Origin of the sequence: Chryseobacterium soli (assembly GCF_000737705.1) — a bacterium.
Lineage (GTDB): Bacteria > Bacteroidota > Bacteroidia > Flavobacteriales > Weeksellaceae > Chryseobacterium > Chryseobacterium soli.
In genome coordinates this window covers 197,625-211,594 of sequence record NZ_JPRH01000003.1, presented here as the reverse complement: position 1 = coordinate 211,594, position 13,970 = coordinate 197,625, and the positions used below count along the sequence as shown (strand labels likewise).

The following is a 13,970-nucleotide window of genomic DNA, read 5'->3' as shown; positions in this document are numbered from 1 at the left end:
AGTTTAGTTTTTAGTTACTTTTTTTATTTTGGAATTACGATCTCGGACTGATCACCAGTACTGGTATCCAAAATATTAATTAAAAGTCCTTGAGCAGTTGTGGTAATCTGCAGGTATAGTGATCCAAAAAGATAATTTCCGGGTTGTACACTGCCTTGTCCAAACTGATCTTCAAACAACTTTCTCGACAGTTCGCTCAACACCTGACGATTGATGCTTTGGCTGAAGCTGTCCAAGGAGTTGGCATTCCCCAATAGATTGCTGTAATCTTTTTTTTCATCAAACTGATTTTGGGCATTTGCCGAGCTTAAAAGCCACTGATAATTGAAGGTATCTCCTCCAAATGCAGGATTTACAGGCTTATAAACCAACTGCTGGGCTTTTCCGCAGAATATGCCCGCAATAAAGGTGAAAATGATTATAAAAGTTTTCATAACGGACGTTTTTAGTAGATGAATTCATTTTTTATAAGGTTTTTTCTGGCATTAAATTCTTTGATATATTTCAGGCTGCCGGCAAGCTGTTCTTTCAGATAATCTTCACTGGGATTGGTCATAAAGCTGTAAATCACTTTATCTTCTATTTCAATATTGATCTGGCTGCTGGTACCCCGAACGGGAAGTTCTGAAATGGTAACCGGAGCATTCGATTTGTCCGGAAGCTGGCTGTACTGCATGTAAAACAGGTCATAAAAATCTTTTCCTATTTTACTTTTCGTTTCATCAATGGTCAGCCCTTTTAATTCAAATACAGCATCTTCTTCTACCCTGCCTGCTTTCTTTTTAAACCAGTCATTATTAAATTCAAGGCTGTCTTTAGCCACAAGCTTCTGGGTTTCCTCGTCTTTGATGTACAGAAAGGCTTTCAGGGCATCTTTTTTATCAAGATTTACACTGATTTCCGACAATACTTTTACCTCATTGGGATTGATTGAAAATTTTCCGCTCTGACGGTTATTGGAAAGATTACCCGCCCCACCTTTTTTAATGGAAACCAACAGGTAATTAAGTTCTTTGTAGATGGCTGTATTGTTGGTAACAGTAGCTTTCAGTTTCATCTGATTTTCCACCGTACTGTGTTCAATTTTAGCAATAACCTTCTTGTCTTCCTGTCCGTAACTCATTACAAACAGGAAGATAAAAAAGGTACACGGATTCAAATACAGATTTTTCATCATTTATGTTTTTAGTAATTCCTCATGAAAACGGTTTTATTATCTCCTTTTACAGTTACCTGCATTCCGTCAGATACGCTGTTGCTTCCGGTAATATCAATAATATTGTTATTTCCCTGGGTGGTAACGGCTGTTTTGGTTTCTGTATCCGTAAAAGAATTAATAAAAAAAAGAGTGTTGTAATCTCCAAGCTGCCGTACTGAAATATCCGTTTTTTCATTAAGAGAAAGAGCTGCTTTATTGAAATCCCCCACCTGAATAATGTTGGAGTAGAAAGCATCAGATCCATTATTTTGGATCGCAATCGCTGCAAGTGCATTATTACTGTTGATATGCTCCCAATCAACCTGCTGTGATTTGAAAGACTGCAGTATGAAAAGTGTACAAACACTCAGTCCTAATTTAAACATGGCATTAATTTTAGATAAGATGTCGATAGAGAATCGGAAAAAAACACCCAGGCAGTATGCATGAAACTCATGGTTTCCGGGTATATTCTGCATGGTAAGCCTAAAAAGGAGAAACCAGAACAGTCTCTCCTTTTAATACTGACATTCATAATACGGCTTATACCTCTATTAGTTCGACTGATTGATAGTCATAGAGTTTCCGTTACCGATCTGAGTTCCTACATGAACATGGGAATCACCGGTTTGGGTTACCCAGGTAAAATTACTGTTACCCATCTGAACATCTACTGCCGTATTGGAATTTCCTAACTGAATTTGGTATAATTGGTTATTATTCCCAGCCTGTGCTCCCATGGATGTATTATCATCACCAATCTGAACGGCGGCGGCTATGTTGCCATTACCCACCTGATCATTGGATGCACTGTTGTCATTTCCATCCTGATATTGTACCAGGAAGTTTGAATTCCCAACCTGAAGACCAGTTGCTTCATTTCTTCTGCCTAATTGAACCTGAGCAGCAGTATTATTGTCGCCCCATTGGATCGCTGAAGCATCATTTCTTCTGCCATCCTGGTATTGAACCACTGCGTTGCTGTTACCCAACTGTACGGATGATACCTCATTTCTTCTTCCTATCTGAGTTTGGTCCGTAGTGTTGAATGTTCCCAACTGCCAGGTTACTGCAGAGTTTCTGTTTCCCTGTTGGCTTACGTTATTAGAGTTTGCCAATCCTGTTTGATCTACATCAATAGAGTTTCTGTTTCCAACACTTTCAGCAGTATTGACATTCAGGATTCCTACCTGGTCAATGTCTGCGGTGTTGCGATTTCCATCCTGTGTTAAAGAATTAATGTTCAAAAGACCTGTTTGGTCTACTGTAGCAACGTTTAAGTTTCCAAGTTGGGCAGTCATATCAATATTTGACTGAGCGAACCCAAAACTCATAGCCATTAGTGTAAACACACCTGTAATAAAGCTTTTCATCTTAGTATAAATTAATTGGTTAATAGTCTTACAAAGGTATATTCTAAAGCAAAGTGAAAAACCACTGCAAAAGTGTAAATTTTAAAAATCACTAATTACAGTTCCTTACGTCATTATTTCCCGGTGGCCGAGAATCACCGGCTTCAGTTACGTATAAATACGGAATAGGATGATCTTACCAATCCCTCACAATGATGGTTAATTAATGTTAAGGGGTATTCTTTTCTTCAATTTATATTGCTAAATTTGAGCTATGGAAAGTTTTGGAAAAGATTTATTGAGGAAAATAAAAAACGTAGAGTTACCCGGGACCAATGCCCACGGTGTATTTTCTCCGCCTTCACGTCCCGTTTTCAGCTATGATGAGGTTTTGGCAAAAAATCCAAAGTTTGCTGCAGTGAATATTGTTTTATATTTAAAAGACAACGAATGGTATTTCCCACTGATCCAACGCACCATCAATGAGCATGACAGACACAGCGGACAGATATCCCTTCCGGGTGGGAAACGCGAGGAAACGGATAGAGATTTTGCTGAAACTGCCGTTCGGGAAACTTCAGAAGAAATCGGAATAGAAAAACATTATCTGCGAGTAATCCGGGAAATGTCTCCGATTTATGTTCCCCCAAGTAATTTCTATGTATATCCTTACATTTCATATACTAAAAAGAACCCGCTTTTCGTTTTGCAGGAAAGTGAAGCGGTAGATACCATTGAGTTTCCGATCACTTCATTTTTGAATCTCCCCGACAATCCCGAAATTATGGCACTTCCAAGTGCAGGCGGGCATGAAGTACCGGTGATTAATTTCAACGGATACATCATCTGGGGGGCCACAGCAATGATATTAAGCGAATTCAGCCAGTTGCTGAAAAAAATGTAACTTTGCGAAACCGTGTTTAATTGAAAAATGGCGAAGAAAAATATTTTCACCGATGCATTCGGAACACCTTATTTATTAAAAAGGTTAATAATTTTTATTTTAGGAATTGTATCCTATAGAAGGTTCAATGGTTTTAATAAATTGAAGATAACCGGTACGGAACACCTGGTGGATCTTCCGGATTCCAATGTCCTTTTTGTGTGTAACCATCAAACCTATTTTGCTGATGTAGCCGCTATGTATCATGCATTTTGCGCGGTAAACAACGGCTATTTAAATACCATAAAAAACCCGATCTACCTCCTCAACCCTAAGATTGACTTTTATTATGTTGCAGCTGAAGAAACCATGAACAAAGGGATTCTTCCAAAGATTTTTAAAATTGCAGGTGCTGTAACCGTAAAGAGAACCTGGAGAGCGGAAGGACAGAATGTGAACAGAATGGTAGACCTTACCGAGGTAGACAATATTATGAAAGCCTTAGACAATGGCTGGGTAGCTACTTTCCCTCAAGGAACTACGTCGGCATTTGCACAAGGAAGAAGAGGAACTGCCAAATTAGTCAAAAACCAGCGTCCTATTGTGATTCCCATTAAGATCAATGGATTCCGTAGAGCGTTTGACAAAAAAGGGCTCCGTGTAAAGGTAACAGGCGTAAAACCTACCATGGAATTTAAAGCACCTCTGGATATCGATTATGACAATGAAAAAGCACCAGAAATTTTGTTGAAGATTATGACAGCTATTGAGCAAACTGAAGATTTCAACCTATTACACCAATATGATGAAGAATTAAAAGCTAAAAAATTAGAAAAAAAAGATTCAGATAATTAAAGCATTTAAAGTATGAAAGGAATAATAGGAATTTTATTCGCAGTCATCGTATTAGTTTCATGTAACAGCCAGAAAGTATATTCAGATTTTGATATTAGTTATGCTAAAAGCGGAGGTATAGCACCCGTTTATGAAAATTTATTGATAAAGGGCAATAGTGCACATTATTCGTTTGAAGGACAGGGCAAGAAATACAAACAGGATTTTAAAGTTTCTGATGAAGATTTAAAAAAACTGGATCATGTGCTTTCTCAAAATAACTTCAGAAGAATACAGGAAGATCATAAAAAGTTGTACGACAATGTATCGACTTCAATTAATATAAAGAAAGGGACTAATGAAGGCAGCAAGACAGATGCCAGCATGATTATGCCCAATTTCAAGACCAACTGGAACAATATACTCACTGCTTTTCAGGAGATTATTAATAACAATGTTAAAAAACAGTAAATAAGTTGAAAACCCATTTTATTGCAATCGGCGGAAGCGCCATGCATAATCTTGCTATTGCGCTAAAAGACAAAGGATATCAGGTTACAGGTTCAGATGATGCTATTTTTGAACCCTCTAAATCCAGACTCGAAAAGAAAGGAATCCTTCCCGCCGAAATGGGCTGGTTCCCTGAAAAAATAACTTCTGATATTGATGCTGTCATACTTGGTATGCATGCTCATCAGGACAATCCTGAATTAGCCAAAGCCAAGGAAATGGGTCTGAAAATATATTCTTATCCCGAATTTCTTTACGAACAATCTAAAACAAAAACCCGTGTGGTCATTGCCGGGTCTCATGGTAAAACCACTATTACTTCCATGATCCTGCACGTCCTTAATTTCCATCAAAAAGATGTAGATTATATGGTAGGTGCACAGCTTGAAGGTTTCGACTGCATGGTAAAGCTTACCCAGGATAATGATTTTATGGTACTGGAAGGTGATGAGTACCTTTCCTCTCCTATTGATCTTCGATCTAAATTTTTACTTTACCAGCCCAACATTGCTTTAATGAGCGGTATTGCATGGGATCATATCAATGTGTTTAAGACGTTTGATGATTATATTGAGCAGTTCAGGAAATTTACAGCAAGCATTACTCCCGGTGGTGTTCTCGTATATAACGAAGAAGACGCTGAGGTGGTAAAAGTGGTGGAAAGTGCTGAAAACTATTTCAGAAAAATACCGTACAAAACCCCTGAATACGAAATCACCAATGGAAAAGTTTTCTTAAAAACAGAAATGGGCGATATTCCGCTTTCTGTTTTTGGAGCTCATAATTTGCTGAACCTGGAAGGTGCCCGTCATATATGCCGTCAGTTGGGGATTATGGATGAGGATTTCTATGATGCCATTATGAGTTTTAAGGGTGCTTCGAAACGTCTGGAAAAAGTAGAAAGAGAAGATAAGGGAACGCTTTATAAAGATTTTGCCCATGCTCCAAGTAAGGTAAAGGCAGCTGTAAAAGCTTTTTGTGAGCAGTTTAAAAAGGAAACGAAATATGGTTTCCTGGAACTTCATACCTATTCAAGTCTGAATCCCGTATTTTTAGAGCAATATGACCATGCTATGGATGGTTTGGACGAAGCGGTGGTTTTCTATTCTGAAGATGCTTTAAGGATCAAAAGAATGGATCCTATTTCTCCTGATTTGATTAAAGAAAAGTTTAAAAATGAAAAATTAAAAGTATTTACCAACGCTGAAGAACTTCATGCCTATTGGGAAACTTTAGATAAGACCCAAGGTGTTTTTCTGATGATGAGTTCAGGGAACTTCGGCGGTCTGGATTTAACGAAATAATATCGTAATACATAAAAAACACCTTCAAATGAAGGTGTTTTTTTATTTTAAGCCCATAAGATCAGCTTAATGTATGTGAATTTATATCTTAAATATCTGCCACTACATTCAGCATTTTCTCTTCCCAGTCAGGATCTTTCGGATCAAAGAATAATCTTTTTCCTGTATCTAAAGAACGTACGGTATTCATTTCATCTTCTGATAATTCAAAATCAAAAACATTGAAATTTTCCTCAATTCTTGAAGGCGTTACAGATTTTGGAATCACAACAAATCCTTCCTGCAGATGCCATCTTAAAATGACCTGCGGCACTGTTTTATGATACTTTTCTGCAATAGCTTTTAATGCTATATTATTCAGGAGTTCTTCATTTCCGTTTCCAAGCGGGCTCCACGGCTGGGTGATGATATTATGTTCCCTGTTATACACCTGAAGTTCTTTTTGCTGAAAAACAGGATGCAGTTCGATCTGGTTGATAACAGGAGCAACTGTTGAATGGGCTTTTAATTCCTCCAGTTTTTCCACCGGAAAATTACATACGCCAATTGCTTTGACTTTTCCTTCATGATATAACTCTTCCATAGCTTTCCAGGATCCTAAGAAATCTCCGTAAGGCCAGTGTATAAGATACATATCCAGATAATCAAGCTGTAATCTGTCCAGTGTTTTTTGAAATGCTGCCTTTGTTTTTTCATATCCGCTGTCCTGAACCCAAACTTTTGAAGTAATAAACAGATCATCTCTGTTTACCCCACTGTTTTGGATCGCTTTCCCCACTCCTACTTCATTTTGATAAATAGCGGCAGTATCTATCATTCTGTATCCCGTTTGGATGGCCTTTACTACCGTATCCTCACATACTTTCTGATCCTCAATCTGCCATACTCCAAAACCTAACGCAGGAATATCAATTCCATTATTTAACTGTACCACCGGTTGTCCTGTATACGTTTTTTGATGCATATTTTTTTATTTAAATTATATAATACAATGTAAACAAATTTCCAATAATAAATTGAAATTAATCATTAATTATGGAATTAAAAAAAAGATCATCATCATAGTTTTTAACCATTATAATAAGGCTTTATCACTAGATATTCTTTTTTCCTTGTCAATATATGGTTCCTATTTTTTTAAAACAACTTTATCCCTTATTTTTGTAAAAAATGTGAATTATGTCTCATTATATCAGGATAGCTCATGCAGAAGACTACCCCAAAATTATGGAAGTTTGGGAGTCTGCTGTACTCGCTACCCACGATTTTCTTGCTGAAGAAGATTTTACGTATTTTAAAAAAGTTATTCCCAGGGATTATCTTCCCAATCTGGAAGTGTATCTGATAGAAGATGATCAGGAGGTGAAAGGTTTTGCCGCTGTGGCAGAAGGCAATTTAGAAATGCTGTTCATTCATAATAATGCCCGGGGAAAAGGCTACGGCAAGGAATTATATCGTTTCATGAAAGAAAAAACAGGTTTAACGAAAGTAGATGTTAATGAACAGAATCCTCAGGCAATCGGATTTTACGAAAAAATGGGGTTCAGGCAGACAGGAAGGTCAGAAACAGACGGTTCCGGGAAAGAATATCCTATCATTCATATGAGTTTGTAATATGGATCATTTAACATTCAGAAGAATCGGGCCTGATGATGAAATTCCTTACGAATTGCTTCTGCTGGCTGACGAAACGGTAGAAGCTATCAACCAATACATCTTTACCTCTGAAGTGTATATATTAAATAAGGGAGATCAGGACATCGCTGTTATGGCTCTTCATGAAAACAGCACCACAGAAATAGAATTAAAAAATATCGCCGTTACCGAAAGCTGCCGAAATAAAGGAATCGGAAGTATTCTGATCGATAAAGCAAAAGAACTGGCAACAGAAAAACAGTACACTTCTCTATTGGTCGGGACTTCAGATACAGGACTCCAGCAAATCAGGTTTTATGAAAAAAATGGTTTCGTTAAAAAAGGAATCCGCAAAGATTTTTTCATTGAAAATTATCCATTTCCGATATATGAAAATGGAATGCAGATGCGGGATATGGTGATCTTAGAGTTTTTGATTATACGTGAACGTTAGCATCATCAGCTTTACCCATCATCTGTCTGAATAATCCCTTGATATGCCCGATTTCAGATTGATAACTGGTATTCTTACGGCATCCGAAATACAGGGTATTTTCCAGCATTTTATTTCCTTTCCAGATCAGTTGGATATCTCCTTTTTCAATTTCATCTTTACATAAAAAATCCGGAACCACAGCCAGCCCGGTTCCTCCTTTCAGGCAACGGATGATAGAATTCATGTTAGGAACAATATAATTGGGACGGAAATTGGGCTTATGTCCGAAATTAAGGATCCAGAACTGAAAAAGATGCTCCATATCGCCCGTAGTTCCATACCATTTCTCCTGCTTCAGCCATTCTTCAATCTGATCGGTGTCTTTGGTTTTTACTGCTTTTTTAAAGCTGGCTACATCCACATCTTTTCCGCCTACCAAAATGATTTGCTCAGATGAAAAAGCTTCATGCAGAATATTGGGCGAAACCCCTTTCTTAGGAGTAATGATAAGATCAAGAATTCCTTTGTCCAGCTGATCCAGCATTTCAGGATACTCTCCAAAACTAATAATCAGGTTAAAAGGTAAGGTGGAAACATACTGCTCCAACGTGGTCTGAAAAGTTTCAAAGCACATTCCTATGCTTATCGTCGGCGTATGTTTTTCCGTAGATTTCTGGAAATTTTTCTCTACATCTTCAAGCTTTGTCAACGGTTCGGAAACTGCATTAAACAAAACCTTTCCTCTTTCTGTAGGAATCATTTTCCGTCCTGTCCTGTCAAACAATTTATATCCTACATAGGCTTCCAGAGAGCTTAAATGAAGACTAACCCCCGGCTGTGAAATAAACAGCGTATCTGCCGCACCCGTTAAGGTTCCGGTTTTGTAGATCGCTTTAAAAGTTCGGTACCATTCTAAATTAACCATTCCTTTAATATTATTATTGTTTTACAAAAGTACAAAATAATCAGAATACTGATACTTTTTCATTTCGTAAAAAAGAAGCATAATACTTCGGAATGCCGCTTAGCTCAATCTGCTGGGCTGTTTCTTCAAGGGGATATTCAATCTGAACAATTTCCGGAATTATTTTTTCTTCATCCATTGTTATAATAACATACGAAGCCAAGCGGTTCTCTTCTTTAGAACGTCCTACCGATCCGCAATTTACCGCCCATCTGTCGTTATCAAACCTTTTTTTAAAAGATAAATGAGTATGCCCCATCATCACAAGATCCGATTGAGATTGTTGTAAAATGTCTGTAAAAACCTCATCATTTTCAGATTCGTACAAATAGGTTTCATTGCTTTCCAGCCCGGAATGGACTAATTGAATATTCCAGTGTTTCCTTCCAATTTTATAGTTTAATTTTAAATGAAAAGGCAGCTCAGCCAGATATTTTTTGTTATCCTGCGTGATAGACTTTTTAGAATGGTCTATGGCAATAAACCTTGCATTCGTTTCTTCTTCAGAATGCTTGCTTAAAGGAATTACAGGAAAATCAAAAGCAATTCTTTCATCATGATTTCCCATGATACACGGAATATTCAGATTTCTTATTCTTTCGATCACCTCATTGCCCCAAGGAGCAAAATCAACCAGATCACCTAAACAGAACTTTTGTTGGATTCCTCTTTGTTCAATATCTTCCAGCACTGCTTCCAAGGCAGGAAGATTCCCATGTACATCACTGAAAATTGCAATTTTTATCATACTCCATTAAAAATTTCTACACAAAGTTACAGGAGAACGATGATAAAAAGACTCAGCATCAATATGATATTTAACCAATTTTCAATAAATCAATACTATCACAATTCTGATACTTTAGTATAATTTACATTATTTTCATTATACCAAAACTGAAGGTAACTTTGCAGAGTTAAATATAAACAATCATAAAACAATGAAAAAAGTATTAATCATCAACGGCGGACAAAACTTCGGACATTCCGGGGGAAAATATAATCAAACCATTGCAGACAATACCCTGGAAGTATTAAAACAATTTGATAATGTAGAAGTAAAAATCACCAATATCAACGAAGGATATGATAAAAATGAAGAAGTTCAGAAATTTGTTTGGGCAGACGTTATCATTTACCATACGCCGATCTGGTGGTTCCAGCTTCCGAATGGGTTCAAAAAATATATTGATGAAGTCTTTACAGCAGGACATGCTAAAGGAATTTATATGAGCGACGGAAGATCAGCAGATAATCCGAAGATCAACTACGGAACAGGAGGAATGCTGGGCGGAAGAAAATATATGGTAACCACAAGCTGGAATGCTCCCGAAACAGCCTTCACGCTTCCCGGAGAGTTTTTTAATGAAACGAGTGTAGATAACGGACCTTTATTCGGGTTCCATAGAATGAATGCCTTTGTTTCTTTACAAAAAATGGAAAGTTTTCATTTCCACGATGTAGAGAAAAATGCCAACATAGAACGTGACATGAAGCTTTACAGAGAGCATCTTACAACAGTTTTTAAAGAACAATTAAAACATCAGTTAGCGTAATGAAAATTTACCTTACAGCAATAATCAAGGCCAAAGTAGAACACCAGACTGAAGTATTGGAAGTTCTCCAGAATATGGTGAAAGAAACCCAAAAAGAAGAAGCATGCGAACTGTACAGCCTTCACCAGGGAATTGATGATAAAAACCAGTTTATCTTTTATGAAATCTGGAAAAACGAAGAAGGATTAGCCCTGCACAACCAGCAGCCATATATTCAGGCTTTTGGAGCTTTGATTGACGAAAAACTACAGGAAAAACCCCAACTCTACACGACTCATATACTATCCATATGAAAAAATTAACGTTTTTAGTGCTTGCTCTCTTTACGATAGGATTTGTTCAGGCACAAAAAAATACCACTATGAAAAAGAAAATTTTATTCGTCGTTACCAGTCACGATAAGAAAGGTGATACAGGTGAAAGCACCGGTTATTATCTGGGAGAAGTTTCTCATCCTTGGGAAGTGCTGCATAATGCAGGCTATGAAATAGATTTCACCAGTCCTAAAGGCGGTACCCCTCCGGTAGATGGCTTTGATCTTAAAGATCCGGTAAACAAGGAATTCTGGGAGAACACAGAATATAAAAATAAGATAGACCACTCACTGCAGCCATCACAGGTAAATCCAGCAAATTACACTGCTATTTTCTATGCTGGCGGACACGGAGCTATGTGGGATTTCGCAGACAATGCAGAACTAGCCGGAATTGCTTCAAAAATTTACGAGAACGGTGGTATTGTTGCTGCAGTTTGTCACGGACCGGCTGGTTTGGTTAATATTAAACTAAACAACGGCCAGTATCTGGTGGATGGCAAAAAGATTAATGCATTTACCAATGAAGAGGAAGCTGAAGTGAAGTTAACGAATATTGTGCCTTTCCTTTTAGAAAATAAATTAAAAGAAAGAGGAGCAAAATTTGAAAAATCAGGGCTTTGGCAGAATCATGTAGTGAGTGATCAGAGAGTGATCACGGGGCAAAATCCACAGTCGGCAAAAAGTGTTGGCGAGGCGATTTTAAAAGAATTAAAGAATAAATAACATTAATTTTTCAACCACAAAAGATTCGAAAATTTTTCGCCGGTCCATAGTTGGCATGTTTGTCATTCAGAACAGAACGAAGTGGAGTGAAGAATCTATCGTATGAATAGAGATTCTTCCTTCGTCAGAATGACAAACTAAACGGAATTTTTTTAATCATATAGAATTTAAAATGTAAAACTTTTGTGGTTAAACGAATTCAAAAAATTAAAACAAAAAATGGAATATAGAACATTAGGAAATACTAATCTGGAAGTTTCAGTGATTACACACGGAGCATTCGCGATCGGTGGAAATATGTGGGGTGGGAATGAAAAACAAGATTCTATAAACTCAATTCATGCCTCTCTTGACCACGGGGTAACCTCAATCGATACCGCACCATTCTATGGATTTGGATTGAGCGAAGAAATGATCGGTGAAGCGATTAAAGGCAGAGATCGTTCAAAAATACAGATACTGACTAAATTCGGTTTGGTCTGGGACGGAAGTAATCACGGGAAAGGTGAATTTTTCTTCGATGCAGAAGAAAATGGACAAAAAATTCCGGTATATAAATATGCTTCCCGACAAAGTATCATCAAAGAAGTGGAGGAAAGCCTTCAAAGACTGGGAACAGATTATATTGATCTTTTACAGATTCACTGGCCGGACGGTACAACTCCAATCAGCGAAACGATGGAAGCCCTGGATCTATTGATTCAGCAAGGGAAAATCCGCGCTGCAGGAGTAAGCAACTACAGCATTGAACAAATACAGGAAGCTAACAAAACGTTGAAAATAGCAAGCAATCAGGTTTCTTACAGTATGCTGAACCAAGCCATCGAACAGGATCTGGTTCCTTATTCATTGGAAAATAATTCAGGAATTATCGTCTACAGCCCCATGGAAAGAGGACTTTTAACCGGTAAATATTTTAAAGAAACCCAATTAAAGGATAACGATCATAGAAACGGTTATTTTTCCCAGTTTGATTTACAAAAAGTAAAAACATTCTTAGAAAAAATTGAACCTATTGCTCAGGAAAAAGGCGCTACCCTATCACAGCTGGTATTACGCTGGACTTCCTTACAACCGGCAATCACCGTAGTATTGGCAGGCGCAAGAAACGCCCAGCAAGCTATTGAAAATGCGAAAGCCATGTCTTTCGGTCTTTCCGAGGAAGAAATGAATCTCATCAATACAGCATTGAAAGAGATTTAGTTCCCAAAAACTCATGGTAACATTCTTCTATTATCGAAGAATGTTGCTTTTCTCTACAATTCTCAACACCATACATTACTGAAAAATGAAAAATCTGACCCAAACATTCGGATTGGCAATCCTATTGGTTCTTAACAGCATAACTGCAAAAGCACAAACCCAATCGATTAATCCTGAAGATAAATCCTGGTATCCTTCTCCATATGGCGCCCAGGATGAAATTGGAGCAGCCAATTTATTAACTCCTGAAATAGTACAACAGGCACTTTCTCTGGTAAAAAAAGGAAAAACCCTTTCCCTGGCAGTTCCTATCGACAAAAATCTGCCTGCTTTTCGTCACAGAAGTTTTAATTTATACAATATCCAGCCTGGTGAACAAGCCGGGAAAAGCATAGGTCCTAATAAATTTACCTTTAATGATGAGCTGGTGAACGGCTGGACAGGGGTTGGAACACAGCTTAACGGCATCGGCCACATTGGCATCGACAATGTGTATTACAATGGAAATAAAGCTGCTGATTTCGTAACCGTAGAAGGTGTGAAAAAATTAGGCATAGAAAAAACGCCACCATTTGTGACCCGCGGTGTGGTTTTAGACATGACCGCTCATTACGGAAAAGCGATCGTTCCCGGCGGAACTGAATTTACTGTAAAGGATATTACAGCAGTGCTGAAAAAACAGGGAATCAGTTTAAGAAAAGGTGATATTGTTTTATTCAATACCGGATGGCTGGAACTGATCGGCAAGGATAATAAGCAGTTCCTAGAAGTGGAACCCGGCATCGGAATGGAAGCCGCCCAATGGCTGGCGGACCAGGGAATTGTTGCTTTTGGCGGTGATACCTGGGCTTCTGAAGTATATCCGAATCCAAAAAGCAAGGAAGAATTCCCGATCAATCAGTTTATGCTGGCTAAAAAAGGAATTTATAATCTCGAACTGATCGACACCCGCCCATTGGTGAAAGAAAAAGTATGGGAATTTATGTTTGTTCTGGGACAACCTTTGTATGTAGGTTCCACCCAGGTCAATGTAAATCCTGTGGCCATTTATTAAAG

At 37.8% G+C, this 13,970-nt stretch carries 18 protein-coding genes; 11 read left to right on the top strand and 7 right to left on the bottom strand.

Features of this window, described 5'->3' with window-relative positions:
- Window positions 1–23 precede the first annotated feature (23 nt).
- The 4 genes from IW15_RS08400 to IW15_RS08385 all read right to left on the bottom strand — a co-directional run bounded on the left by IW15_RS08400 (window position 24) and on the right by IW15_RS08385 (window position 2,571).
- Window positions 24–434 carry a curli production assembly/transport component CsgF gene (locus IW15_RS08400; protein ID WP_034710574.1) on the bottom strand — a complete coding sequence of 137 codons (411 nt, stop codon included), beginning with the start codon at window positions 432–434 and terminating at the stop codon, window positions 24–26.
- 11 nt (window positions 435–445) lie between these two features.
- A complete protein-coding gene (locus tag IW15_RS08395) occupies window positions 446–1,174 on the bottom strand; it encodes a curli production assembly/transport protein CsgE (protein WP_228384328.1) in 729 nt (242 codons plus the stop codon).
- Between the two features lie 11 nt (window positions 1,175–1,185).
- The gene (locus tag IW15_RS08390) at window positions 1,186–1,677 is read right to left on the bottom strand and encodes a hypothetical protein (protein WP_228384327.1); all 492 of its coding nucleotides are present in this window, start codon (window positions 1,675–1,677) and stop codon (window positions 1,186–1,188) included.
- A 75-nt stretch (window positions 1,678–1,752) separates the two neighbouring features.
- Window positions 1,753–2,571: a hypothetical protein gene (locus IW15_RS08385; RefSeq protein WP_034710573.1), complete on the bottom strand. Its 819-nt coding sequence runs from the start codon at window positions 2,569–2,571 to the stop codon at window positions 1,753–1,755.
- A gap of 253 nt (window positions 2,572–2,824) precedes the next feature.
- Here IW15_RS08385 and IW15_RS08380 point away from each other — a divergent pair, with 253 nt between their 5' ends.
- The 4 genes from IW15_RS08380 to IW15_RS08365 are packed head-to-tail and all read left to right on the top strand — an operon-like array spanning window position 2,825 to window position 6,081.
- Window positions 2,825–3,454 (top strand): NUDIX hydrolase, encoded by a 630-nt coding sequence (locus IW15_RS08380; RefSeq protein ID WP_034710572.1) that lies wholly within the window; start codon window positions 2,825–2,827, stop codon window positions 3,452–3,454.
- A 27-nt stretch (window positions 3,455–3,481) separates the two neighbouring features.
- Window positions 3,482–4,288: a lysophospholipid acyltransferase family protein gene (locus tag IW15_RS08375; RefSeq protein WP_034710571.1), complete on the top strand. Its 807-nt coding sequence runs from the start codon at window positions 3,482–3,484 to the stop codon at window positions 4,286–4,288.
- 12 nt (window positions 4,289–4,300) lie between these two features.
- Window positions 4,301–4,738: a hypothetical protein gene (locus IW15_RS08370; RefSeq protein ID WP_034710570.1), complete on the top strand. Its 438-nt coding sequence runs from the start codon at window positions 4,301–4,303 to the stop codon at window positions 4,736–4,738.
- Between the two features lie 5 nt (window positions 4,739–4,743).
- Window positions 4,744–6,081: a UDP-N-acetylmuramate--L-alanine ligase gene (locus IW15_RS08365; protein WP_034710569.1), complete on the top strand. Its 1,338-nt coding sequence runs from the start codon at window positions 4,744–4,746 to the stop codon at window positions 6,079–6,081.
- An 88-nt stretch (window positions 6,082–6,169) separates the two neighbouring features.
- On the opposite strand, the gene IW15_RS08360 is transcribed toward IW15_RS08365, so the two are convergent.
- On the bottom strand, window positions 6,170–7,045 hold the full coding sequence (locus tag IW15_RS08360) for an aldo/keto reductase (RefSeq protein ID WP_034710567.1): 876 nt from the start codon (window positions 7,043–7,045) through the stop codon (window positions 6,170–6,172).
- Between the two features lie 215 nt (window positions 7,046–7,260).
- Here IW15_RS08360 and IW15_RS08355 point away from each other — a divergent pair, with 215 nt between their 5' ends.
- Window positions 7,261–7,695 carry a GNAT family N-acetyltransferase gene (locus IW15_RS08355; protein WP_034710566.1) on the top strand — a complete coding sequence of 145 codons (435 nt, stop codon included), beginning with the start codon at window positions 7,261–7,263 and terminating at the stop codon, window positions 7,693–7,695.
- 1 nt (window position 7,696) lies between these two features.
- Complete coding sequence (locus IW15_RS08350; protein ID WP_051881859.1) at window positions 7,697–8,170, top strand: GNAT family N-acetyltransferase; 474 nt, start codon at window positions 7,697–7,699, stop codon at window positions 8,168–8,170.
- Here IW15_RS08350 and IW15_RS08345 read toward each other — a convergent pair.
- Entirely contained in the window at window positions 8,154–9,077 is a 924-nt protein-coding gene (locus tag IW15_RS08345; protein WP_034710564.1) for a LysR family transcriptional regulator, read from the bottom strand. The two genes, IW15_RS08350 and IW15_RS08345, sit on opposite strands and share 17 nt — an antisense overlap.
- Window positions 9,078–9,117: 40 nt before the next feature.
- Window positions 9,118–9,864 carry a metallophosphoesterase family protein gene (locus tag IW15_RS08340; RefSeq protein WP_034710562.1) on the bottom strand — a complete coding sequence of 249 codons (747 nt, stop codon included), beginning with the start codon at window positions 9,862–9,864 and terminating at the stop codon, window positions 9,118–9,120.
- A gap of 193 nt (window positions 9,865–10,057) precedes the next feature.
- On the opposite strand from IW15_RS08340, the gene IW15_RS08335 reads away from it, so the two are divergent.
- The 5 genes from IW15_RS08335 to IW15_RS08315 all read left to right on the top strand — a co-directional run bounded on the left by IW15_RS08335 (window position 10,058) and on the right by IW15_RS08315 (window position 13,968).
- The gene (locus IW15_RS08335) at window positions 10,058–10,672 is read left to right on the top strand and encodes an NAD(P)H-dependent oxidoreductase (RefSeq protein ID WP_034710561.1); all 615 of its coding nucleotides are present in this window, start codon (window positions 10,058–10,060) and stop codon (window positions 10,670–10,672) included.
- Window positions 10,672–10,965, top strand: coding sequence for a putative quinol monooxygenase (locus tag IW15_RS08330; RefSeq protein WP_034710560.1), 294 nt, complete (start codon window positions 10,672–10,674; stop codon window positions 10,963–10,965). The genes IW15_RS08335 and IW15_RS08330 overlap by 1 nt, the downstream gene beginning before the upstream one ends.
- Entirely contained in the window at window positions 10,962–11,711 is a 750-nt protein-coding gene (locus tag IW15_RS08325; RefSeq protein ID WP_228384326.1) for a type 1 glutamine amidotransferase domain-containing protein, read from the top strand. Before IW15_RS08330 ends, IW15_RS08325 begins: the two co-directional genes overlap by 4 nt.
- Window positions 11,712–11,930: 219 nt before the next feature.
- Window positions 11,931–12,914 (top strand): aldo/keto reductase, encoded by a 984-nt coding sequence (locus IW15_RS08320; RefSeq protein WP_034711053.1) that lies wholly within the window; start codon window positions 11,931–11,933, stop codon window positions 12,912–12,914.
- Between the two features lie 85 nt (window positions 12,915–12,999).
- Complete coding sequence (locus tag IW15_RS08315; RefSeq protein WP_034710559.1) at window positions 13,000–13,968, top strand: cyclase family protein; 969 nt, start codon at window positions 13,000–13,002, stop codon at window positions 13,966–13,968.
- Window positions 13,969–13,970 lie beyond the last annotated feature (2 nt).

Excerpts from the sequence above, each read along its gene's own strand:
- IW15_RS08400 (WP_034710574.1), bottom strand. The coding sequence starts at position 434 with ATGAAAACTTTTATAATCATTTTCACCTTTATTGCGGGCATATTCTGC.
- IW15_RS08395 (WP_228384328.1), bottom strand. The coding sequence starts at position 1,174 with ATGAAAAATCTGTATTTGAATCCGTGTACCTTTTTTATCTTCCTGTTT.
- IW15_RS08390 (WP_228384327.1), bottom strand. The coding sequence starts at position 1,677 with ATGCAGAATATACCCGGAAACCATGAGTTTCATGCATACTGCCTGGGT.
- IW15_RS08385 (WP_034710573.1), bottom strand. The coding sequence starts at position 2,571 with ATGAAAAGCTTTATTACAGGTGTGTTTACACTAATGGCTATGAGTTTT.
- IW15_RS08380 (WP_034710572.1), top strand. The coding sequence starts at position 2,825 with ATGGAAAGTTTTGGAAAAGATTTATTGAGGAAAATAAAAAACGTAGAG.
- IW15_RS08375 (WP_034710571.1), top strand. The coding sequence starts at position 3,482 with ATGGCGAAGAAAAATATTTTCACCGATGCATTCGGAACACCTTATTTA.
- IW15_RS08370 (WP_034710570.1), top strand. The coding sequence starts at position 4,301 with ATGAAAGGAATAATAGGAATTTTATTCGCAGTCATCGTATTAGTTTCA.
- IW15_RS08360 (WP_034710567.1), bottom strand. The coding sequence starts at position 7,045 with ATGCATCAAAAAACGTATACAGGACAACCGGTGGTACAGTTAAATAAT.
- IW15_RS08355 (WP_034710566.1), top strand. The coding sequence starts at position 7,261 with ATGTCTCATTATATCAGGATAGCTCATGCAGAAGACTACCCCAAAATT.
- IW15_RS08350 (WP_051881859.1), top strand. The coding sequence starts at position 7,697 with ATGGATCATTTAACATTCAGAAGAATCGGGCCTGATGATGAAATTCCT.
- IW15_RS08345 (WP_034710564.1), bottom strand. The coding sequence starts at position 9,077 with ATGGTTAATTTAGAATGGTACCGAACTTTTAAAGCGATCTACAAAACC.
- IW15_RS08340 (WP_034710562.1), bottom strand. The coding sequence starts at position 9,864 with ATGATAAAAATTGCAATTTTCAGTGATGTACATGGGAATCTTCCTGCC.
- IW15_RS08335 (WP_034710561.1), top strand. The coding sequence starts at position 10,058 with ATGAAAAAAGTATTAATCATCAACGGCGGACAAAACTTCGGACATTCC.
- IW15_RS08330 (WP_034710560.1), top strand. The coding sequence starts at position 10,672 with ATGAAAATTTACCTTACAGCAATAATCAAGGCCAAAGTAGAACACCAG.
- IW15_RS08325 (WP_228384326.1), top strand. The coding sequence starts at position 10,962 with ATGAAAAAATTAACGTTTTTAGTGCTTGCTCTCTTTACGATAGGATTT.
- IW15_RS08320 (WP_034711053.1), top strand. The coding sequence starts at position 11,931 with ATGGAATATAGAACATTAGGAAATACTAATCTGGAAGTTTCAGTGATT.
- IW15_RS08315 (WP_034710559.1), top strand. The coding sequence starts at position 13,000 with ATGAAAAATCTGACCCAAACATTCGGATTGGCAATCCTATTGGTTCTT.